Origin of the sequence: Dietzia cinnamea NBRC 102147, assembly GCF_001571065.1 — a bacterium.
Classification (GTDB): domain Bacteria; phylum Actinomycetota; class Actinomycetes; order Mycobacteriales; family Mycobacteriaceae; genus Dietzia; species Dietzia cinnamea.
Genome location: NZ_BCSW01000001.1, coordinates 182,537 through 203,923 on the forward strand (window position 1 = coordinate 182,537; position 21,387 = coordinate 203,923).

The following is a 21,387-nucleotide window of genomic DNA, read 5'->3' on the forward strand; positions in this document are numbered from 1 at the left end:
GCGCCCTGCGTCAGCCGGGCCAGTGCTCCGCGGGCACCCCGGCGGGTGGCGCGCCGATGTTCTGCGCCAGCCGCGCCCGCGCCCTGGCCGTGCCCAGTCGCAGCAGCGGGCCGCCGCCCTTCGACCCGACGTACGTCGTCCGGATGCCGACCCGCTCCAGCGCCGCACGCAGCGCGTCCCGGCGGGGGGCGTGGTGCTCCAGTCCGGCGTCGATGCCCAGCTCGACCACACCGGTATCGGCGACGTGTCCGGCGGTGAGGACCCAGATGCGCAGCGCCCCGGCCGAGGGGGTCCACCCCTCCGGGACCGCGGTGACGGCACCCCGCCGCCAGCGGCGGACCACCGGCGTCAGCACCGACGTCCGAGCCGTGGAAACCGTGCACCGGCCGTCGGGATCCGGTTCGGAGCGCACGGGATCCAGCCCCGCCTGCGTCAGGATCGTCTCGAACGCGTCCGCCCGCCACGCGGCGTCGAGCGCCACCGACACCTGAGCCACTTCACCGGCCAGAGTGGACTGGCCGCGGGCGGCCAGGACGCCCTCGAGGTCCGAGGGGTCGGGGACATGGTCGTCCGCGGCGAAGAACGACAGCTGCGTCACGGCTCCGAGCCTACGGTCGGCCCCCGACACCGCCGACCCCGACACGGGCGCGAGGCCCCCGCCGCGAGCGCGGTGGGGGCCTCGTCGTGTCGGACCTGATCGGTCAGAGGGCGCGGACCTCCTGCGCCTGCGGCCCCTTCTGACCCTCGCCCACCTCGAACTCGACGCGCTGGTTCTCCTCGAGCGACTTGAAGCCGGTGCCCTCGATGGAGGAGTAGTGGACGAAGAGGTCGGCGGAACCGTCCTCGGGAGCGATGAACCCGTAACCCTTCTCCGCGTTGAACCACTTGACGGTGCCCTGTGCCATGTTTACTGCGTTCCTTTTCCGTACTGCCAGGTGCGACTCGCGGGATGGCCGCGCGTGTCGGGCCGACGCCCCCGTTCACCGGCTGCCCGGTGGGCGGTTGTGACGACCGGCTCCAGTAGACCACGACAACAGCGGGAGGAGAACAGATCCTGGCACGTCGGTCCTCGGCCGGCGGCGAATCGACCGGCGGAGCGGATGCCTCTACGGTCGAAGGGTGACGACTTTCGGACGCGAACTCCTGGGCCACCTGCTGGAACAGCTCCCGGCCGGTCCGTCGCCACTGACCCACGCTGCCGACCTGCCCGCCCGCGAGGCGCGGTACACCGACTGGCCCACCTGGGCCCACCCGGGCCTGGTCGACGAACTGCGCGCCCGGGGCGTGGACCGGCCCTGGGCGCACCAGGTCGCCACCGCCGAACACGCGCACGCCGGTCGACACGTCGTGGTGGCGACGGGGACCGCGTCCGGGAAGTCCCTCGGCTACCAACTGCCCGCGCTGAGCGCCCTCGCCGAGGACCGCAACGCCTGCGTGCTCTACCTGGCCCCGACCAAGGCTCTCGGGCAGGACCAGCTGTCGTCTGTGATCTCGCTGGTGGACTCGGTGCCCGGGCTCTCCCACATCGCACCGGCCTCCTACGACGGAGACACCCCGTCCGACGCCCGACCGTTCATCCGGGAGAACTCCCGGTGGATCGTCACCAATCCGGACATGCTCCACCTGTCGATGCTCGGCAGGGCCCGTCAATGGACACGGATCCTGCGGGGACTCCGCTTTGTCGTCGTCGACGAATGCCACTCCTACCGTGGTGTATTCGGCTCCAACGTCGCCCTGGTCCTACGACGGCTCGACAGGCTCGCCCGCGCCATGGGCGCGGCGCCGACCTTCATCCTGGCCTCCGCCACCACCTCCGACGCCGGGGCCGCCGCCACCACGCTGGTCGGCCGCGAGTGCGTGGAGGTGACCGACGACGCCTCGCCCCAGGGCGGCCGCACCGTCGCCCTGTGGGAACCGCCGCTGATGGAGGGGTTGGCCGGCGAGCACGGCGCGCCCGTCCGCCGACCCGCGCCCGTCGAGGCGTCGGCGATCATGGCCTCCCTCGTCGCCGAGGGCGCGCGCACCCTGACGTTCGTCCGGTCCCGCGCCGGCGCCGAATCCACCGCGCTGCGCGCCCGCGAGCGCCTCGCCTCCGAACACGGGGCGCGCGGACTCGAGCTCGCCGGCCGCATCGCCGCCTACCGCGCGGGCTACCTCGCCGACGACCGCCGCGAACTCGAACGCGGCCTCGCCGAGGGCGAGCTGGTGGGCGTGGCCTCGACGTCCGCGCTCGAGCTGGGAGTGGACATCTCCGGCCTCGACGCCGTGGTGAGCGCGGGGTTCCCCGGCACCATCGCCTCGTTCTGGCAGCAGGCCGGGCGCGCCGGGCGCCGCGGCCAGGGCGCGTTGGTCATGCTGGTCGCGCGCGACGACCCGCTGGACACTTACCTCGTCCATCACCCCGAGGCCCTGCTGGGCAGGCCCGTCGAGGCCACCGTCACCGACCCCCGCAACCCCGTCCTGCTGGCCGGGCAGCTGCGGTGCGCCGTGAGCGAGCGGCCGATGTCGCACGACGAGGCGCGGGCCTGGGGCGCGACCGAGGTGCTCGAGGACCTCGCCGCGCGCCTCCTCGTGCGCCGCCGGCCCGCCGGCTGGTACCCGGCCGCCGACGACCACACCCCGCACGCCGAGGTCGACATCCGCGGCACGGGCGGCGCGGAGGTGGTGATCGTGGACGCGGTGGACGGCCGGATGCTCGGCACTATCGACTCCGTCCGCGCCCGCTCGCAGGTCCACCCCGGCGCGCTGTACCTGCACCAGGGCGAGTCGTTCATCGTCGACGAACTCGACCTCGACGAGGGACTGGCGTTGTGTCACCCCGAGGTGCCGGAGTGGACGACCTCCGCGCGAGAGCAGGTGTCGATCGACCTCATGGAGACGCTGGAGACGGTGCCGGCCGGGCCCGTGACCCTGTCGCTGGCGGACGTGGAGGTGACCACTCGGGTCACCGGCTATCAGCGGCGGTTGCGCGGCGGGGAGATCCTCGACGTGCCCCCACTGGACCTGCCGGAGACGACCCTGGCCACGCGTGCGGTGGTCTACACGCTCACCCCGCAGCTCCTGCGCGTGGCCGGGCTCGAGGAGGCGGACTGGCCGGGGGCGCTGCACGCGGCCGAACACGCCGCGATCGGGCTGCTGCCCCTGGTCGCCACATGCGACCGCTGGGACATCGGCGGGGTGTCCACCGCCCTGCACCCCGACACCGGCCTGCCCACGGTCTTTGTCTACGACGGCTACGCCGGCGGGGCGGGCTTCGCCGAGCGGGGCTTCCGGCGCGCGACCCCGTGGCTGCGGGCGACCCTGGACGCGATCCGCGCCTGCGAGTGCGAGTCCGGCTGCCCTTCCTGCATCCAGTCCCCCAAGTGCGGAAACGGTAACGACCCGCTCTCCAAGCCGGGTGCGATCGCGCTGCTCACGGAGGTGGTGGGACAGCTCGCCGTGGTCGCCGGGTAGAGGACCACCGCCAGACCTGTCCGCCCCCCGGCCCGGAACTCGCACCGGCCCGGCCCCACGGCGGCCCCGGGTCTCATTTCGGGCCGGGTCTCACACCGGCCCGGCCCGCGCGATCGCCGACGCCGCTCGCGAGCCGAACACCCCGAGATCCACGTGCACCTCGGCCCGGGCCACCAGGTCGTGGCCGTCGACCGTGCACACCGGCAAGTCCGCGCCGTTCGCGGCAGCGATCCCGGACGCCGCCGTGCACGGGTCGAGGCCCTCGCGGAGCGCGTGCGCGCCGGCCAGTGCGGCCAGGTCCGCGGCGGATCGGGCGGCATGCGTGGCCACTGCCGCCCGTCCCACCAACAGAACGGCCACGGCCAGCGCCAGGACGGCCGCCACCGCGAAGGCGGTCGCCACGGTCATGGCCCCCTCGTCGTCGTCACCCACCCGGCGCCACCCCGTGCGCACGGCTACGACGGCGCGTCGGCAGGCTGCCGCACTACGCCCCGTCACAGCACGACGCCCGGCCACGGCGCCACGCCCGGTCATGGCGCAGCGCCCGGCTCGGCGCGCGCCACGGCCCGACCGCGTAACTCCACGCCGGGCAGGCCCCGCGCCGGCGCCACGACCTCGGCCGTGACGGCTCCCCCGCCGCCGACGACCGAGACGTCGGCACCGGGCGCGGCAACCCGGCCGGCCGCCGTGCCCTCCTCCACCCCGGACATCGCGGCCACCCGCGCCGCCTCGCGGGCGGCGTCGACCATCCTGATCTGCGTCAACGCGGCGCCGGCACCGGCGGCGGCGAGCGCGACCACCACCACGAGGGAGGCGATCCCGAGGGCGGCCTCGACGGTCACCGACCCGTCGTCGCGGGCCGCCGCCGCGCGGAGCCGTCGCGGCACCGTCACACCGAGGTGTTGAGAGCCTGCTCGATGATGCCGCCGAGCGCGTCCGGGATCGAGTCGCCGCTGACGACCGTGTACAGCACGGCCCCGAACGCCGCCGCGGCGATGGTCCCGACGGCATATTCGACGGTGGACATCCCCGCGTCCGCGCTGGTCGTCGCGTGGAATCGGCGATGCAGGGCGGAACGGGCGCGCGCCACCGCCGCCGTCGGGGTGGCGAGAGTCCGGGTGGCGAGGGTGGCGGTCTGATGGGTGTGGTGAGTGGACATGCGGTTTCTCCTTCTTCACTGACCGGGGCGGCGTCTCCGCCCCGGAATCCGAGTGGCCGGCGGCGCTGCTCACGGCATGACCCCCGGCAGCATCCCGTCGGCCAGACCCACCACGACGGGGAGCACGCCAAGGCAGACGAACGCGGGCAGGAAGCACAGGCCGAGGGGCCCGGCCACGAGGACGGAGGCGCGCTCGGCGCGGGCGGTCGCGGCGGCGTCGGCCTCGGAGCGCATCCGTGCGGCGGCGTGCTCCAGCGCGGAGCGGACCGACCCGCCGCCGTCGCCCGCGCGGATCAGCACAGGAGCGACGGGGGCCAGCCGGGCGGCGCCCGGGACGTCCCGCCAGGCCTCGGCCGACGTCGCGCCTAGCCGCATGCGGGCGGCCGCCGCGCGCAGGGGTTCCGCGGCGTCGGGGTCGGAGTGCTCGACGGCGTCGGCGACCGCGGACAGTGCGTCCGGCGTGGGCAGGCCCGCGAGCAGGGCGACCGCGAGCAAGTCCAGCAGGTGGGCGAGCACCTCGGTGTCGGCTGGGGCGTGGCGGCGCCGGGTGAGCGGGGCCACCAGGCGCACCACTGGACCGGCGATGCGGCCCGTCAACGCCGCGGCCGCGGACGTCGCCACGCCGTGCGGGCGCCCCGGCGCCGCGTGCTGCCGAGCAGGCCCCGCGGGATCGGGGAGGACCGCGTCGAGTCTCTCGGCGGCCCGCGGGCGCCACGGCGCGATGCACACCGCGGCGGCGAGTAGGAGAACTGCCGGGCTCACCTGCCCGCCCCGCCCGCGATCCGGTCGGTCCACACCAGACCGGCCGCGAGGAGAACCGCCCCTGCCAGGCACAGGGCGCCGCCGAGTGTCCCGCCCAGCAGGACGCCCAGGGGGTCGGCTCCGAAACCCGCGCCGAGCAGCACGCCCAGGCCGGGCAGGGCGGTGAGGATGACGGCGGTGGCTCGGGGTCCGGCGAGGGTGGCGTGCGTCCGGACGGCGCGCTCGCGGCGGGAGGCCACGTCGGCGCGGAGACCGTCCACGACGTCGGCGAGCTCGACCCCGTGCCGGGTCGCGAGCAGCCAGGCCCCGGCGAGCTCGCCGGGGACACGGTCGCCCCCGAGGTCACGCTTCGAACCATCGGCGGTGGCCGCGGCGGCCGGACCGGTCGTGGTGGTCGCGGCGGGTCGCAGCGCCGCGGTGACGTCGCCGCCCAGGCGGGCGTGCGATCCGGCGGCGGCGAGGATGTTCCCGACCTGCGGGTCGTGGGCAGCGGCCGCGTCAGCGGCCCGGCCGAGGGCGGCCCCCGGCCCGGCGCCCGCCCGGAGGGCGGAGGCGGCGTCGTCCAGCGCGCGCTCCCACGCGCCCAACCGCGTGAGGCGGCCGCGGCGTTCGGTGGCGCGGCCGTGCAGGTCGGCGGCGACACCGCCGAGCACCGCGGCCGCGCAGGCGTGCAGTGGTCCGGCGCCGACCAGGCCGACCAGCCCCGCCGCGACCGGCCACGAGAGGCTCGCCGGAACCTGCATGAGAAGGCCGCCCGCGGCCCGGACGGGCCCGCTGGGCTCACCGCGCGCGCCGATCGCGCCGGCATCGAGCGCCACCAGACGGTCAGCCGCGCGCCCGCCCGGCCACACCAGCAGCGCGACGGCCACCAGCACCAGCGCGGCCGTCATCGGACGCGCTCCGCGAGCATCGCGTCGAGGGCCGCACGACCGGGCACGTCTCCCCCGTCGGCACGCCAGGCCGGGTCCACCACGATCCCCTGTGCCTCGCGGCGCACCACCCCGATCGAGTCGACGCCGCGCATCCCGTCGGGCAGGCGGCGCATGCCCACCACGACCCGCAGCGACGCGGCAACCTGGGCGGACAGCGCGGCGCGATCCAGACCGCCGAGGGCACCGAGCGCCTCCAGTCGCGCGGGCAGCTCGGTCGGCGAGTTGGCGTGGACCGTGCCCGCGCTCCCGTCGTGGCCGGTGTTGAGGGCGGCGAGCAGGTCGGCGACCTCGCCGCCGCGGACCTCGCCCACGGCGATGCGGTCGGGCCGCATGCGCAGCGCCTGCCGGACGAGGTCGGCCATCGTCACCTCGCCGGCGCCCTCGACGTTGCCGTGCCGCACCACGAGCCTGACGACGTGCGGGTGCGCGGGTCGCAGCTCGGGCGAGTCCTCGACACACAGCAGCCGCTCCGAGTCCGGGACCAGCCCCAGCAGCGCGGCGAGCAGTGTGGTCTTGCCGGAACCGGTGCCGCCCACGACGAGGTAGCCGACCCGGGCCGCGACGAGCGCGCGGAGCAGCGGCTCGGCGTCGTCGGGGACGGTGCCCGCGGCCACGAGCCGGTCGAACGTCGACTGCGCCGGCCTCGACACCCGTAGCGACAGGCACGTCCCGTCGACGGCGACCGGAGGAAGGACCGCGTGCAGCCGCCACGCCATACCGTCGCGCGACCGCACCACGCCGTCGGCCCAGGGGCGAGCGTCGTCGAGCCGCTGGCCCGCCCGCCCGGCCAGTCGCACCGCGAGCGCGCGCAGCTCGGCCTCGGTCGGCACCACGACGTCGGTCTCCTCGAGCCCCCGACCGCGATCGACCAGCGCGGGGCCCGGTCCGTCGACCACCACGTCGGTCACCCCGGGACTGGCGAGCAGCGCCTCGAGCGGCCCGGCGCCGGCGAGGTGCTCGCGGACGAGCCGGGCGGTGCGCAGCAGGTCGAGGTGCCCGTGCAGGACCCCGGATTCGGCCCGCACCGCGCGGACCACCTCGTCGGGCTCGGGATCCACGCCCAGGCCGGCGAGGCGCGCGCGGACGCGGTCGACCAGGTCGGCGGGCGGGGCGCCGGGGTCCTCAGCGCTCACCGGCGCCCACCTCCCCGAGCAGGGTGTCGGCGAGTGCGCACAGCCGCCGCATCCCGCCCGCGCGACCGCGACGCAGCGCATCGGCCAGCTCGCCGGCGCCGGCCGCGCGCCGCATGGAGCCGATCTCGGGCAGCACGTGCCACCGCTGAGCCCCCACCGATCCGGCGACGTCGGCCGCATGCAGGGGGTCACCGCGCCCGGTCCGGATCACCAACGCCGCGCCGGGTGACCGCCGAACCGCCCGTCGGGCCGCGACCGCGCCCTGGAGGTCGGCCCTGGTGACGACGACGACGAGGTCAGCCTCGTCGCGCACCGGCCCGCAGTCCTCGGCGCCGCCGGAATCGCTCACCGCGAGTCCGCTGCCCGCCCGGTGGGCCCGCACGGCACCCGGTCCGCCATCGGGGGCGGGGGCGGGGTCGGCGTCCGCCGGACGGCTTCTGGACCTGGCCAGTACCCGCAGTCCCGGCAGCACCTCGGGTGCCGCGCCCCACAGGGCGTCGGGGTCGGGCCCGCCCAGGTCGGCCCGGACATCCTCAACGCGCAGGCCGGAGTGGTCCTCCGTCCCCAGCAGCAGGTCGACGCCGGTGCCGTGCGGGTCCGTCTCCACCAGAAGGGTCCGGTGAGACGGCGCGGCACGGACCGCCATCGCTGCCGCGAGCGTGCTGGCCCCGCAACCGCCCACCGCGCCGACGACCACCACCACCGCTCCCGCCCGGGTCGGCACCGGCGCGAGCAGCACCCCCACGAGATCGCCGGTCCCGGACGGCAGGCGGATCACCTCGTCGTCGTCACCCGGATCGCGGTCCGAGCCGACCCGCACGACCCGTGACCCGCCGGTTCCCACCCTCCCCGCGGCGGCGTCCGACACGGCACCGCCGGCACCGCTGGCACGGTCGCCGTCGCGGTCCACGCGCTCGGCGGCGCGGTCGGTCACCAGGACGTCGGCGGGCCCCGTCCCCGGTTCCATCGCCAGGGCGGCCAGCACCGCGCGCACGTCGGCGTCCAGGTCGGGATCGGTGATCTCCACCGCGACGGTCAGCGCTCTCGTAGTCGTGTCCACGGCGCCCACCCTCGCCCATGCCGGCGACCGTCGACCCCGCGGCGACGCGGGACGGCGGTCGGCCTGTGGAGGGGGACGGGGCTGTGGAGAACGCGCGGGGCGTGGCGCTCGTGGCGCACTCACCCGTGGTGTCGACGCGGTCTTCGGCCCGCTCAGCCGCAGCCGCCCGGCCTTCCCAATCGCAGCCGCACGCGAACATGGCGTCTCGCGCAGCCCGCGGCGGGTGCGAGACGCCATCCCGGGGAGCGGCTGCGAATGCCCGTGGCGCCTTCGGATACCCACAAATGCGAGAAACCGCGGCAGGGGGTGCCGCGGTTTCTCAAAGCCTCAGTTCTCGGGGGGATGAACTGAGCACCTGTAGGGGGATGCCCCGTTAAGGGCACATCCAGTATCACCCATCTGCGTGGGCAACACAAGGACCGTATCGTGGGTGTCGTGTCCGCCCCCCGCCCACCGGGCCCCAGGATCTCGCACTGGCCGCGCCGCGTGGCCGCGTTCTTCGACCTCGACAAGACGATCATCGCGACCTCGTCGGTGTTCGCGTTCAACAAGTCGTTTCTCGACGAGGGCCTGCTCTCCCGCCGGTCGGTCATCGACCTGGCCTACACGCAGCTGGCGTTCAGCCTCTCCGACGCCGACGACGAGCAGATGCAGAAGGTACGCCAGGCCATGGCGACCGCCACCAGGGGCTGGGCGCCCGAGCAGGTCGAGCGGATCGTCACCGAGGCGCTCACCGAGAAAGTCTCGCCCACCGTGTACGCCGAGGCGCAGGAACTGCTCGCCGAACACCGCGCGCTGGGCCACGACCTGGTGATCGTGTCCGCGTCGGGCGAGGAACTGGTCGCGCCGATCGCCCGCATGCTCGGGGTGGACCACTACGCCGGCACCCGCATGAACCGCGACGAGAACGGCCGGTACGGCGGGGAGATCGAGTTCTACTGCCAGGGCCCCGGCAAGGCGGAGGCCATCCGCGGGTTCGCCGACCGGTACGGTTACGACCTCGACGCGAGCTACGCCTACTCCGACTCCTCGACCGACCTGCCGATGCTCGAGCTGGTGGGCCATCCGACGGTGATCAATCCCGACCGCGCGCTGCGCCGCGAAGCGCTCGAGCGGGGTTGGCCGATCCTGACGTTCTCCAACCCCACCCCGCTGCTGCCGACGCTCGAGAGGGCGACGGGGCCGATCGTGGGTGTCGGAGCCATCGTCGTGGCGATGAGCGCGGCGGCCGCCGCGTTCGCGCGTGGTGCGAGGCGGGCGGCGCCGTAGCTGCACGGCCCGGTGCGGTAGATCCGCCGACGCCCCAATCACTCATCGTGGGCCGCGGACGGAGTCAGAAGCGATAGCCGGATCGACCGAGGAGTCGGCGGGTTCTTTGGGGGTTCCCACCATCGCCCCGGCAGGGTGCTCGACGGCATGCTCAAGGCACGGTGGTGAGGACGCCAGGACCGCGACGGAAGAGAAGTCACGGCCCCCCGCCTGATCTACCGTCATCGACGTTCGGAAACCCACGCGACGGATAACGCCCGAGAGGCAACACCAGCCGTGGGTCCGCGCCAGCCGTCACCGACGGTTGTCCCGGGCCGGCGACACGGCGGACCACAGGACGCTTGGTACCCGGATCTCTCGATGAACCGCAGTGAGTTGGCGGGTCGGCTTCGGCCGACCCGCCGTTCGCGTGTCAAGCCAGTGCGCCGTGCGCGCGCCAGACCCGACCCGCCGTTCGCGTGTCAGGCCCCGGCGGCATCGGCGATCGAGGTGGCCTCACGAGCCCCCGCCTCCAGCGCCTTACAGCAGTAGAGGATCCAGGCGGCGACGCCTTCCTCGGTCCCCGCCATGAAGCCGGCGACGGCGGCGCGGTAGGCCTCCGGGTCGCGGTAGAAGGTCACCTCGGGCACGCCCAGGCAGTGCGGGTCGAGGCCGGTGGACACCGCGACCAGCCGGAACGCGGCGCGGGCGACGATCCCGTCGGCCGAACCGAACGGCGCGAGCCCGGAGAGTTCCCCCAGCACGACCGCGGCGAGCACCGGTGCCGGCACGCGCGTGCCGCCGGTGACGAGCCCGGCCAGGCCCTGGAGTCGCTCGGCCACGCCATCTCCGGCGCGGGGGCGGCCCAGCGTCTGCGGGTCGACGTCGGGCCGGGCCGCGGCGAGGAGATGCAGGTGGGCGAGCTCCTGCAGCGGCGAGCGGGTCCACACGGCGACGGCACGATCCAGGGACTCGCCGGTGAGTTCACCGGCGACCCGCAGGGCGCCGGACAGGATCTCGTCGGGCTCGCCGTCGCTGTCCAGACGGACGGACGCGCCCTCGACTCCGGCGGAGGCGCGGGCCCCGCGCAGGACCGATTCGGCGGCGGTGGTGGGCCATCCGCGGCGGTTGGCGGGGTGCCGGTGCACCGCGGCGAGGGCGTCGCGGGCGGTGTCCGCGGCCTCGGCCACGCCCGGCAGGGCGGTCAGCGGGGCGAGCGGGTCGGGAGCTGCGGAGGTCACGGGTCGAGGTTACCCATCGGGTCACAATCGGCCGACACAGGCAATTTTCAGCTGCCTCAACCGGTGTGGAGCTGGTGTAATCACCTCCACCCGGTCGGGGCCCGCGCCGGCACCGCCCGCCCACCCTCGACACCCCGGAGATCCGCGTGAACCTCAAGGACCAGCTCGACGCACTGCTCGACGCGACCGCCTTCGACTCGACGGGGGCCAAGATCGGCGCGGTGCGCCAGGTCTACGTGGACGACGCCAGCGGCAAGATCACATTCGCGGCCGTCTCGACCGGCATCTTCTCCGCCGACGCGATCGTCCCCCTCCACGGGGCGCGGCTCCTCGACGACGAACTCCACGTCGACCACACCCGCGCCGTCATCCGCGACTCCCCGCGCCCCGACAACACCGAGGACGCCCTCACCCCCGAGCAGGAGGCCAAGCTGCTCGAGTACTACGGCATCGAGACGCCCACGCGCCTCCGCGGCACGGCCGCGCAGTCGTCCGGCCCGTCGGCGGGCGCGGCCGGAAAGCCGGCGGAGGACGACGGGAAGACCACGTCGAGGGGCGCCGCGAAGGAGACCGCGGGGGCCGGAGCGGGAAACCCCACCAAGACCGTCGGCGCGGGCGAGGACGCCGCGGCGGACCCGGCGTCGGCGGGCCGGAACGGCAAGGGGGCGACGACGACGAGAACGTCGGACAGCGAGGAGACCACCGACTCCCCCGCGCCCGCGAAGGCCACCGGCCCGGGCCCCGCGACCCCGGGCACGGGCACGGGCCGGTCCGAGGACGCCGGCCCGAAGGGCCCGGAACCGCGTCGCGACTGATGGTGGCGGGCAGGACTCCCCCGTCATACCCCCTCGGGTGGGTTGCCCGACACGACCGGTCGCATGTGACTACGCTCACAGACATCGGTCTGGTCACGTCCGCCGCGGCGACCCCGGCCGTCCGTGAAACCTCATCCCCGAGAGAGAGCCGCTGATGACCGCTCCCGAACACACCCCGTCCTTCGCGCCCGATCCCGACTTCGCCGCGCAGGCCAACGCGCAGGCAGATCTGTACGACAGTGCCGCGGACGACCGTCTGGCGTTCTGGGAGGAGCAGGCCCGTCGTCTCGACTGGGACACCGAATGGTCCGAGGTGCTGGACTGGTCCGACGCCCCCGTCGCCAAATGGTTCGTCGGCGGCAAGCTCAACGTCGCCTACAACTGCGTCGACCGGCACGTCGAGGCCGGCAATGGTGACCGCGTCGCCATCCACTGGATCGGCGAGCCCACGGATGACGCCCGCGACATCACGTACGCCGAGCTCAAGGACGAGGTCAGCCGGACCGCCAACTACCTCAGCTCGCTCGGCCTGGTGGCCGGCGACCGGGTGGCCATCTACATGCCGCTGCTGCCCGAGGTCTACATCGCGATGCTCGCGTGCGCGCGCCTGGGCCTGACCCACTCCGTCGTCTTCGCCGGCTTCTCGCCCGCGGCCCTGCGCTCGCGCGTCGACGACGCCGAGGCCAAGCTCGTCATCACCGCCGACGGCCAGTTCCGCCGCGGCAGGCCCGCCCCGCTCAAGGCCGGCGTCGACGACGCCCTTGCCGGGAATCTCGAGGGCGTGGACGGCCCCGCCCGGTCCGTGGAGAACGTTCTCGTCGTGCGCCGCACCGGCCTCGACGTCGAGTGGACCGAGGGCCGCGACGTCTGGTGGGACGAGGTGATCCCCGAGCAGTCCACCGAGCACACCCCGGAGGCCTTCGACTCCGAGCACCCCCTGTTCCTGCTCTACACCTCCGGCACGACCGGCAAGCCCAAGGGCATCGTCCATACCTCCGGCGGCTACCTCACGCAGGCCGCCTACACGCACCACAACGTCTTCGACCACAAGCCCGGCGAGGACGTCTACTGGTGCACGGCGGACGTCGGATGGGTCACCGGCCACACCTACGGCGTGTACGCCCCCCTGGCCAACGGCGCCGAGTGCATCGTCTACGAGGGCACGCCCAACTCCCCCGACGAGCACCGGCACTTCCAGATCATCGAGAAGTACGGCGTCACCATCTACTATGCGGCTCCGACCCTGATCCGCACGTTCATGAAGTGGGGCAAGGAGATCCCGGCAGCCCACGACCTGTCCTCGATCCGCCTCCTCGGCTCGGTCGGCGAGCCGATCAACCCGGAGGCGTGGCGCTGGTACCGCGAGAACATCGGCGGCGGTAAGGCCCCCATCGTCGACACGTGGTGGCAGACCGAGACCGGTGCGATCATGATCTCGCCGCTGCCGGGCATCACCGAGACCAAGCCGGGTTCGGCCATGCGGCCGCTGCCCGGGATCTCGGCGGCGATCGTCGACGGGGACGCCAAAGAGGTCCCCGCGGACGAGCAGGGCTTCCTGGTCCTCACCGAGCCGTGGCCCGCGATGCTCCGCGGCATCTGGGGCGACATGGAGCGCTACCGCGACACCTACTGGTCTCGCTTCGCCGAGGAGGGGTACTACTTCGCCGGTGACGGCGCCAAGTTGGACTCGGACGGCGCCCTGTGGGTGCTCGGCCGTGTCGACGACGTCATGAACATCTCGGGCCACCGCATCTCGACCTCCGAGGTCGAGTCGGCGCTCGTCGGTCACCGAGCGGTCGCGGAGGCGGCCGTGGTCGGCGCGAACGACGAGACCACCGGCCAGGCGATCGTCGCCTACGTGATCCTGCGCGGGAACGTGGACGCCGAGGAGGACCGGCAGAAGCTCATCGACGAACTGCGCGCCGAGGTGTCGCGGGAGATCTCACCGATCGCCAAGCCCCGCGACATCACGATCGTGCCGGAACTGCCCAAGACCCGTTCCGGCAAGATCATGCGTCGACTGCTCAAGGACATGGCCGAGGGCCGCGAGGGCGGCGACACCTCGACCCTGGCGGATCCGACGATCATGGACCAGATCCGCGAGAAGGGCACGCGCGGATGACCGGGTAGCGGGTGAAGGTCGCCACGTGACGTGGCACGATGGATGACGGTGCAGCCGTCGCCGGACAATGGAGGAGCAACCGTGAGCCACGCCCAGGGAACGCACAAGCCGACCGAGGCCTCGATCCCCCTGCATGACGCGGACTCGATCGGCCGGGGCGACGCCAGCATCGGCACCCTGGTCAAGAACGCGTCGACCCACGTGTCCACTCTCATGCGGGCCGAGATCGAGTTGGCCAAGACCGAGATCACCGAGCAGGTGAAGAAGGCCGCGACCGGGTCCGGGTTCTTCGTGGCCGCTCTCGTATTCCTCCTGATGTCCTTCTTCCCGTTCGTGTTCATGTGGGCGAAGCTCATCTCGCTGTGGTTCGGAACCAAGAGCTGGGACTGGATGGGTTTCCTCATCGTGTTCGTGGTGCTGGTCCTTCTGGCCGCGGTGTGCGGACTGCTCGGGTACCGCAAGGTCAAGAAGATCCGTAAGCCGCAGCGCACCATCGACTCGGTGTCGGACCTCAAGCTGGCCATGCCCAAGGGGTCCGAGCCGCAGCGGCCCCACACGGTGCGGGTCACCAGCACGCCCGAACCCCCCGTGCGCAACTGAAAACGCCCGCTCACAGGCCGCCCGACCCGTCGATCGTCAGGATCGACGGGTCGTGGCGGCATCGTGACGTCTCGGCCAACGGCATCCGCCTGCACGTGGCCGAGGCGCTCCCCGCAGACGCCGTCGCCGGGGAGTTTCCGCCGCTGGTCCTGCTCGTCCACGGCCTCGGCGGAATCTGGTGGACGATGCGCACGCCCATGCTCGCGCTGGCGGAGGCGGGCTTCCACGCCGTCGCCGTCGACCTGCGCGGCCACGGCGACTCCGACAAACCGCCGCGCGGATACGACGCCTGGACCCTCGCGTCCGACATCACGAATCTCGTGCGGGCGCTCGGCCATTCCTCGGCCGTGATCGTCGGACAGGGCGAGGGCGGCTTCTACGCGTGGACCGCCGCGTACCGCCGGCCCCGCGCGGTGCGGGGCCTAGTCGTCGTCGGGTCCCCCCACCCGCTCGCCACGCGTCGCGCCGCACTGTTCGACCGACACCAACGGCGGGCGCTCGTGCCCCGCCTACTCGCGGACCAGTTTCCGCGCCTGCCCGAGAGGCGCCTCACCCGCGACGGGGCCGCGGACGTCGAGGAGATGCTGCGCAGCCGCTCGGGCCCCGCGTGGCCGGGCACCGACGACTTCCGCGAGACCGTCGACCTGCTCCGGCGGGCGATGCTCATCCCCAAGGTGGCCCACCTGTCGCTGGAGAGCCGCCGCTGGATGGTGCGCAGCCAGCTCCGGCCGGACGGGCGCGATTTCCGCCGCGCGGTCTCCGGCGTTCTGCCGCAGCCCGTGCTCGGCATCAGCGGTGCCGAGGACCGCTTCATCCTGCCGGCGACCGTCCGCGCGTCCTCGGCCTGGGCCGGCGACTTCACCACCGCGCTCGTCCCTGGCGCTGGTCAGTTCCCGGCCATGGAGGCCCCGGCGGAGACGTCCCGCCTCATCGTCGACTTCGCGCGCCGCGTCACCCCGGCCTGACCGGGGCCGCCCCGCGCCGCCCGCGCACAGCAGGCACCGGCCCCCACCGACGGCGGGTACCGGACCCCCGGCGCTGCGGGGCCCCGGTCCGGTCAGCGGACGCCGACGCAGGGGCCGGTCGGCACCGCGCCCGGCGCGTCGACCGCCGCCTGCAGCTGCGGCAGGACCTGCTCGACGGTGAGCGCGTAACCCGTGTCGGCGGCGTCCATCGCGGCACCGAACACCACGCCCACGACCTTCCCGTCGGGTGTGATCAGCGGGCCGCCGGAGTTCCCCTCGCGGACGCTGCCCCGCAGGATGTAGACCTCGCGCTCCACGGTCTGCTGACGGTAGATGTCGGGTCCGCGCAGGGTCACCCGCTCGCGGATCCGGGCCGCGTCCGGCCGGTAGGGACCGTTGCCGGGATAGCCCACGACGATCGCGTCGTCGCCGGTACGGGCGCGGTTCTCGGCGAAGGGCAGGACCGGCGCCTGCAGCCCGGGCACGCGCAGCACTGCCACGTCCACCGAGGAGTCGTAGACCACGACCTCGCCGTCGAGTTCGCCGTCGCCGGCGACCACGGTGACCGAGCCGGTGCCGGCCACCACGTGCGCGTTGGTCATGACCAGGCCCGGGGCGGCCACGAAGCCGGAGCCCTCCAGGGCCCGACTACACGACTCGGCGCGGCCGCGGATCTTCAGCACCGACGGCTTCACCCGCGCCACGACCTCCGATCCCGCCAGCACCGGGTCGGGCGGCGGGACCTCCTGGAGCGGGGTGGTGCCGAACGGGCCGAGGATGTCCGGGAACCCGGTCGTGCCGAGGACCTGGGTGAACGCCGCCGGGATGCGCTGCAGCTGCTCGGGTGCGACGTCGTCGATCTTGGCCAGCACCGTCGAGCCCCGCACCGCCTTGCCGGGCCCGGGGCCCTCCTGGGCGGCGATGGGCACGGCGACCAGCCATGCCACCAGCAGCATGGCGGCGGACTGGAACACCGCGCCCAGGGTGCTGTCGAGAAGCCTCGCGCCGGTGCCGGAGATGTAGCGCCGGGCGGCCCGACCGATCGTCACCCCGGCGACCTGCCCGATGATGACCATCACGGCGATGATCGCCAGTCCGGCCACCAGGCGGCCCAGGGGCTCGTCGACCTCGCGCACCAGGTGTGGAGCCACCAGCAACCCGGAGGTCGCGCCGATCCCCACGCCGAGGAGGGCGAACCCGGAGGCGGCGGCGCCGTTGATCCAGCCGGAGATCGCAGCGGCGGCGGCCAGGGCGAACAGGGCGAGGTCGAGCCACTGCGACCCCGTCACCGAAGCCCCCTCCGCGGATTGTCGGCGGGCAGGTCGAGGGGCTCCTCGCCGTCGGGTGCCGCGTCACCGGCGTCACGGGTGTCCGCGGGCTCGGCGGTGTCGGCTCCGGCGCTCAGTCCGGGCACGCCGGCGACGGTGTGGTCGGCCAGCGGATCAGCGGACTCGCGGCGGGCCTCCTCGGCCGACATGCGGTGCTGTTCGCCGTTGCCGGACGCGGCGAGGGTCTTCTCGAGATCGCGGATGTCGTCGGTGTCCCACTCCAGATCCCAGCCGGCGGAGTGGAACATCGCGGCGAGGATTCCGGCGGTGAAGCCCCACACCACCAGATCGTCGTGCTGGAACGCGGGACCGGTCCAGCCGGTGGTGTGCCGCAGCAGGAAGCGGTTGGCCGGGTCGAGCAGCTCGCCCACCGGGACGGTCATCACGCGCGCGGTCTCGCCCGGGTCCACCACTCCGACCTCCATCGGCTCACGCCAGTACCCCAGCACGGGCGCGACCGAGTAGTTGGACACGGGGATGTACAGCTCGGGCAGCACCGCCAGGACGTCGACGCCGGCCGGGTCCAGGCCGGTCTCCTCCCACGCCTCGCGCAGGGCGGCCTCGACGGGACCGCTGTCCGTGTCGTCGACCCCGCCGCCCGGGAAGGAGATCTGTCCGGAGTGGTTGCGCAGGGTCGGCGCGCGATGGGTGAGCAGGACCCGCGCGTCCTCGGGCGGTAGGGGTCCCGGCGCGTCGGGCGAGCCGGACAGCAGCACCAACACGGCGGCGTCGCGGTGCGGGCGGCCGACCTCGTTGGGCCCGCGATGGGCGGGCGGCTTGCGCTGGGGCAGCAGCCCGTCGAAGCTGCCGTCGGTGCACGCCGACATCAGCGGGTCCATCCACCCCGGATGCGGGACGCCGGTGATGTCACCGGGACGGGGCACGCGACGGCTCGCCGGGTCGTTCGCGGTCTCGCTCACGCGGTCACCCCCAGGTGCTCGGCGACGGCGTCCAGCACGTCCTGTTCGCTGTCCATGGGCTGCACCAGCACGTGGGCGACCGTCCCGTCGGCCCGTACGAAGAGGGTGAGCGGCAGGACGGGCGGCGCGCCGAGCACGGTGGGGAGCTCCTCGTCGTGGTCGGAGACCGACACGAGTTCGTCGATACCGAGCGCGCCGAGGGTGTCGAAGCCCTTGGTCTCGGACGGGTCGGTGTGCGAGATGACCACCCGGACGTCGTCACCGAGCGTGGCGGCCGCGTCCTGGATCGCGGGCAGCTCGCGTCGGCACGGCTCGCACCAGTAGGCCCACATGTTGACGACCATGGGCTTGCCGGCCTGGATCTTGCCGAGCGTGGTGGTGGAGCCGTCGTCCATACACCGCACCATGAGGCCGGCGACGGGGCCGGTCGTGGTGGCGGGCGCGGCGCTGTCGCGGCAGGCCGGCAGGTCGGCGGTGGCGCGGGTCCCGGCGTCCACGACCGTGTGTGGCTCGTCCGCGGGCGGGCCTCCGATCGGCGGCGCCCCGGGGGCACCGGCGGGGGGAACGGTGGGGGCGGCGGTGGGGTCACCGGAACCGTCGCCGGAGTCACCGAAGGTGGTGAGGAGGGCGACGACGACGCCGACCAGCGCCACGAGCGCGACCAGCGACCACCGGGTGGAGGCACTCACGCGTATTCCCCCAGTCCCACCAGCTCGAGGAGGTGATCACGCTCGGGTCCCGCCACGAGGCGGGCGGCCGCGGCCGGATCGAGCGGGCCGGCCTCGCCCGCGGACGGGCAGTCGTCGGCCAGGACACACGCCCCGCAGGCCGCGGTCCGCGCGTGGCACACCCGGCGGCCGTGGAAGATGATCCGGTGACTGGCGTCGGTCCAGGAGGCCCGGGGCAGCATCTGCGACACCTCGCGCTCGATGCGGACCGCGTCGGTGGCATCGGTCCACTTCCAGCGGTTCACAAGCCGGATGAAGTGAGTGTCGACGGGCAGCCCCGGGATGCCGAAAGCGTTGCCCAGCACCACGTTCGCGGTTTTACGCCCGAATCCCGGGAGGGTGACCAGGTCCTCGAGCCGCTGCGGCACCTCGCCGTCGTACCTCTCCACCAGGGCCGCGCCGAGGCCCTGGATGCTGCGCGCCTTGTTGCGGTAGAAGCCCGTCGGGCGGATGAACTCCTCCAGCTCCTCGCGATCCGATCCCGCGTAGTCCGCGGCCGTCTTGTAGCGGGCGAACAGCGCCGGGGTGACCTCGTTGACGCGCTTGTCCGTGCACTGGGCCGACAGGATGGTGGCGACGGAGAGTTCGAGGGGGGTGGTGAAGTCGAGCTCGCAGTAGACGTGCGGGAACGCCTTCTCGAGAGTGCGCAGCATGCGCCTGGCGCGCCGGGTGCGCCCGAGGTCGGTTTCCACCCCCCTCGCGGCCACCCCTCGTCTGCGGCGCTTCACGGCTGGAGCGGGGTCGGGCATGAGTCCACATTACGGCTCCGCGCGCACACGGCGCCGCGCCGCTCCGGACGGGCACGTGTGCACCCACGCGGTCGGCGGTGGATAATCATGGGCATGCAGGGAATCCTCGTCGTCCTCGTGCCGGTGCTCCTCGCCGGGTTCGCGCTTCTCATGGACCGATTCGAGAACGCGATCCTCGACGAACCCGAGCAGATCGACGCCTGAACCATCCCGCTGACCGCGCGTCGACCACATCTCGACGCGTGAACGACTACAGTGGCTTTCGCCACACGCACGCCATGGCGCGGACGAGCATGTCCCCGCCCGAACGGAGGGTCACAGACTGTGACGATTGATCGCCGCACGGACCAGTCTGCCGACGACGTCCTCACCAGTGCCGGAATCTTCCAGGGTGTGGAGCCCGCGGCGGTCTCCGCTCTGCGTGACGATCTGACCCGCGAGGAGTACTCGAAGGGTGACGTGATCATCCGCGAGGGCGAGCAGGGCGACAGCCTGTACATCGTCACCTCCGGGAAGGTGAAGCTGTCCCGCAAGGCGCCCGACGGCCGCGAGAACCTGCTGTCCATCCTCGGCCCGTCGGACATGTTCGGTGAGCTGTCGATCTTCGACCCGGGTCCGCGGACCTCGTCGGCCGTGTGCGTCACCGACGTCACCGTCCAGGCCATGGACCGCTCCGCCCTCAAGCGGTGGATCGCCGAGCGGCCCGAGATCTCCGACCAGCTGCTGCGCGTGTTGGCCCGCCGCCTGCGCCGCACCAACAACAACCTGGCCGACCTCATCTTCACCGACGTCCCCGGTCGCGTGGCCAAGGCCCTGCTCCAGCTGGCGCAGCGCTTCGGCACGCAGGAGGGCGGCAACATCCGCGTGACGCACGACCTCACGCAGGAGGAGATCGCCCAGCTCGTCGGCGCCTCCCGCGAGACGGTGAACAAGGCGCTGGCCGAGTTCGCGCACCGCGGCTGGCTGCGGCTCGAGGGCAAGAGCGTCATCATCTCGGACACCGAGCGCCTGGCCCGCCGCGCCCGCTGACGCTGGTCGGGCCGGCTCAGCCCCACCCGTCGCGGCCCACCCCGGACCCCATCCGAAATCCGCTACCCGGACTCCGGATCCGCTACCCCGACATGGGTAGCGGATCCCGGGTCGGAGTAGCGGATTTTCTCGATCAAGCAGAGTTCGGGCCGAGCCCGAGTCGTTCCTGCCGCCACATCTCCTCACGGACTCGACGGACGATCGCCCGGGGATCCTGCAGGTCCGCCCACGTCCACCGGATCACCACGTATCCGGCGTCCTCCAACTGGGCCTGCCTGCGCCGCTCGGCAGCCCAGTTCCGGCGGATCTCCTCCGGTTCCGTCCCGTACTTGCCGAAGCCGTCCGCCTCGCCGATCAGGCGCCACTGCGGCCAGAAGAAGTCCACCCGGAACCTCTTGCCTCCGCGCACCGCCAGCCGCACCTGCAGCTCGGGCTCCGGCAGCCCCGCCATCACCAGGATGAGCCGGATCAGCGTCTCCAGCACCGACTCGGCCAGCCCGGAGGTCCGCTCGGGCAGGGCCCGCGCCCGGGAGACGCCCGTTCTCCCCTTCGCCGCCTCGGCCTCCACCTGCAGGTCGAACCGGGTGCAGAGGCCTCGGCGGATGGCCTGGTCCGCCGCGCACACCCCGCTCTCCAACCCGGACGTCCGGGCCACGTCGACGATCGTCCGGGCCGGCGAGGTCACCGGTATGCCGTCGAGCATTTGCACCACCCCGTCGAGCGGCAGGTTCGCGACGATGAGCGCGGAGCTGCGACGACTCCCGCCGCCCGCGCGGTGACGAGTGGCGGTGGGACGATCGAGCACCATCCCGTGGAGCGGTAGCCCGTGCAGGGCCAGCGCCGAGGCGTGGGAGAAGACCGTCCCCGGTTCCACCGCTCGCGCTGCGGCCGCCGTGCGTTCGACGAACACCCGGCGACGCCGCTCATAGGCGGGTTCACCGGGCGATCGGCCGTCCGGGCCGGCGTCGTCCGCGGCGTGAGCGTAGACCCCGGTGCGGACACGTCTGAGCTCGCCGTTCGCGATCAGCCGTGCGATGTCGGCGTGGGTCAGGCCGCCCCTCGCCAGATCGGCGTACGTCGACAGGCGGGTGGGGCGGTTCCGGGCGGGTGTCGAGGTGTTCATGCGGACATCGTCCCGCCGGT

21 protein-coding genes and 1 pseudogene are annotated in these 21,387 nt (G+C 73.6%); 7 read left to right on the forward strand and 15 right to left on the reverse strand.

Going from position 1 to position 21,387, the window contains the following annotated elements; genetic code table 11:
* Positions 1 to 10 precede the first annotated feature (10 nt).
* Positions 11 to 598, reverse strand: coding sequence for a hypothetical protein (locus DCI01S_RS00845; RefSeq protein ID WP_063935388.1), 588 nt, complete (start codon positions 596 to 598; stop codon positions 11 to 13).
* Between the two features lie 103 nt (positions 599 to 701).
* Positions 702 to 905: a cold-shock protein gene (locus DCI01S_RS00850; RefSeq protein WP_007628711.1), complete on the reverse strand. Its 204-nt coding sequence runs from the start codon at positions 903 to 905 to the stop codon at positions 702 to 704.
* 214 nt (positions 906 to 1,119) lie between these two features.
* On the opposite strand from DCI01S_RS00850, the gene DCI01S_RS00855 reads away from it, so the two are divergent.
* Positions 1,120 to 3,453, forward strand: a complete 2,334-nt coding sequence (locus DCI01S_RS00855) for a DNA 3'-5' helicase SftH (protein WP_061227520.1) — start codon at positions 1,120 to 1,122, stop codon at positions 3,451 to 3,453.
* A gap of 90 nt (positions 3,454 to 3,543) precedes the next feature.
* Here the strand turns inward: DCI01S_RS00855 and DCI01S_RS00860 are convergent, their stop codons facing one another.
* The 7 genes from DCI01S_RS00860 to DCI01S_RS00890 all read right to left on the reverse strand — a co-directional run bounded on the left by DCI01S_RS00860 (position 3,544) and on the right by DCI01S_RS00890 (position 8,499).
* The gene (locus DCI01S_RS00860) at positions 3,544 to 3,885 is read right to left on the reverse strand and encodes an Rv3654c family TadE-like protein (RefSeq protein ID WP_368664630.1); all 342 of its coding nucleotides are present in this window, start codon (positions 3,883 to 3,885) and stop codon (positions 3,544 to 3,546) included.
* Between the two features lie 98 nt (positions 3,886 to 3,983).
* Positions 3,984 to 4,346: a TadE family type IV pilus minor pilin gene (locus DCI01S_RS00865; RefSeq protein ID WP_061227521.1), complete on the reverse strand. Its 363-nt coding sequence runs from the start codon at positions 4,344 to 4,346 to the stop codon at positions 3,984 to 3,986.
* Complete coding sequence (locus DCI01S_RS00870; RefSeq protein ID WP_082767577.1) at positions 4,343 to 4,543, reverse strand: DUF4244 domain-containing protein; 201 nt, start codon at positions 4,541 to 4,543, stop codon at positions 4,343 to 4,345. The genes DCI01S_RS00865 and DCI01S_RS00870 overlap by 4 nt, the downstream gene beginning before the upstream one ends.
* 138 nt (positions 4,544 to 4,681) lie before the next feature.
* Positions 4,682 to 5,374, reverse strand: a complete 693-nt coding sequence (locus DCI01S_RS00875) for a type II secretion system F family protein (protein ID WP_165001089.1) — start codon at positions 5,372 to 5,374, stop codon at positions 4,682 to 4,684.
* On the reverse strand, positions 5,371 to 6,264 hold the full coding sequence (locus DCI01S_RS00880; protein WP_061227524.1) for a type II secretion system F family protein: 894 nt from the start codon (positions 6,262 to 6,264) through the stop codon (positions 5,371 to 5,373). The genes DCI01S_RS00875 and DCI01S_RS00880 overlap by 4 nt, the downstream gene beginning before the upstream one ends.
* Positions 6,261 to 7,439 carry a TadA family conjugal transfer-associated ATPase gene (locus DCI01S_RS00885; RefSeq protein ID WP_043567754.1) on the reverse strand — a complete coding sequence of 393 codons (1,179 nt, stop codon included), beginning with the start codon at positions 7,437 to 7,439 and terminating at the stop codon, positions 6,261 to 6,263. The genes DCI01S_RS00880 and DCI01S_RS00885 overlap by 4 nt, the downstream gene beginning before the upstream one ends.
* A complete protein-coding gene (locus DCI01S_RS00890; protein ID WP_156482522.1) occupies positions 7,429 to 8,499 on the reverse strand; it encodes a CpaE-like family protein in 1,071 nt (356 codons plus the stop codon). The genes DCI01S_RS00885 and DCI01S_RS00890 overlap by 11 nt, the downstream gene beginning before the upstream one ends.
* Before the next feature lie 435 nt (positions 8,500 to 8,934).
* On the opposite strand from DCI01S_RS00890, the gene DCI01S_RS00895 reads away from it, so the two are divergent.
* Positions 8,935 to 9,768 (forward strand): HAD family hydrolase, encoded by an 834-nt coding sequence (locus tag DCI01S_RS00895; RefSeq protein WP_082767578.1) that lies wholly within the window; start codon positions 8,935 to 8,937, stop codon positions 9,766 to 9,768.
* 461 nt (positions 9,769 to 10,229) lie between these two features.
* Here DCI01S_RS00895 and DCI01S_RS00900 read toward each other — a convergent pair whose 3' ends face one another.
* Positions 10,230 to 10,988, reverse strand: coding sequence for a Fic family protein (locus DCI01S_RS00900; RefSeq protein WP_061227526.1), 759 nt, complete (start codon positions 10,986 to 10,988; stop codon positions 10,230 to 10,232).
* A 146-nt stretch (positions 10,989 to 11,134) separates the two neighbouring features.
* Here DCI01S_RS00900 and DCI01S_RS00905 point away from each other — a divergent pair, with 146 nt between their 5' ends.
* The 4 genes from DCI01S_RS00905 to DCI01S_RS00920 all read left to right on the forward strand — a co-directional run bounded on the left by DCI01S_RS00905 (position 11,135) and on the right by DCI01S_RS00920 (position 15,490).
* Positions 11,135 to 11,803: a PRC-barrel domain-containing protein gene (locus tag DCI01S_RS00905; RefSeq protein ID WP_061227527.1), complete on the forward strand. Its 669-nt coding sequence runs from the start codon at positions 11,135 to 11,137 to the stop codon at positions 11,801 to 11,803.
* 154 nt (positions 11,804 to 11,957) lie between these two features.
* Positions 11,958 to 13,925, forward strand: a complete 1,968-nt coding sequence (gene acs / locus DCI01S_RS00910) for an acetate--CoA ligase (RefSeq protein WP_061227528.1) — start codon at positions 11,958 to 11,960, stop codon at positions 13,923 to 13,925.
* An 81-nt stretch (positions 13,926 to 14,006) separates the two neighbouring features.
* Positions 14,007 to 14,525, forward strand: a complete 519-nt coding sequence (locus DCI01S_RS00915) for a phage holin family protein (RefSeq protein ID WP_061227529.1) — start codon at positions 14,007 to 14,009, stop codon at positions 14,523 to 14,525.
* 95 nt (positions 14,526 to 14,620) lie between these two features.
* A complete protein-coding gene (locus tag DCI01S_RS00920; RefSeq protein ID WP_174521495.1) occupies positions 14,621 to 15,490 on the forward strand; it encodes an alpha/beta fold hydrolase in 870 nt (289 codons plus the stop codon).
* A gap of 92 nt (positions 15,491 to 15,582) precedes the next feature.
* Here DCI01S_RS00920 and DCI01S_RS00925 read toward each other — a convergent pair whose 3' ends face one another.
* From DCI01S_RS00925 to nth, 4 genes and pseudogenes are all read right to left on the reverse strand, one after another.
* Positions 15,583 to 16,779, reverse strand: a complete 1,197-nt coding sequence (locus DCI01S_RS00925; protein WP_061227531.1) for a MarP family serine protease — start codon at positions 16,777 to 16,779, stop codon at positions 15,583 to 15,585.
* A 200-nt stretch (positions 16,780 to 16,979) separates the two neighbouring features.
* Positions 16,980 to 17,645, reverse strand: a pseudogene (locus DCI01S_RS00930) (NUDIX hydrolase); the annotation flags it as partial.
* 89 nt (positions 17,646 to 17,734) lie between these two features.
* Positions 17,735 to 18,427 (reverse strand): TlpA family protein disulfide reductase, encoded by a 693-nt coding sequence (locus DCI01S_RS00935; RefSeq protein ID WP_007629921.1) that lies wholly within the window; start codon positions 18,425 to 18,427, stop codon positions 17,735 to 17,737.
* The gene (gene nth, locus DCI01S_RS00940; protein ID WP_061227532.1) at positions 18,424 to 19,215 is read right to left on the reverse strand and encodes an endonuclease III; all 792 of its coding nucleotides are present in this window, start codon (positions 19,213 to 19,215) and stop codon (positions 18,424 to 18,426) included. Before nth ends, DCI01S_RS00935 begins: the two co-directional genes overlap by 4 nt.
* 324 nt (positions 19,216 to 19,539) lie before the next feature.
* Between nth and DCI01S_RS00945 the strand changes: the two genes are divergently transcribed.
* Complete coding sequence (locus tag DCI01S_RS00945; protein WP_007629917.1) at positions 19,540 to 20,244, forward strand: Crp/Fnr family transcriptional regulator; 705 nt, start codon at positions 19,540 to 19,542, stop codon at positions 20,242 to 20,244.
* A 133-nt stretch (positions 20,245 to 20,377) separates the two neighbouring features.
* Here the strand turns inward: DCI01S_RS00945 and DCI01S_RS00950 are convergent, their stop codons facing one another.
* Positions 20,378 to 21,367, reverse strand: coding sequence for a type IV toxin-antitoxin system AbiEi family antitoxin domain-containing protein (locus tag DCI01S_RS00950; protein WP_061227533.1), 990 nt, complete (start codon positions 21,365 to 21,367; stop codon positions 20,378 to 20,380).
* Positions 21,368 to 21,387: the final 20 nt, after the last annotated feature.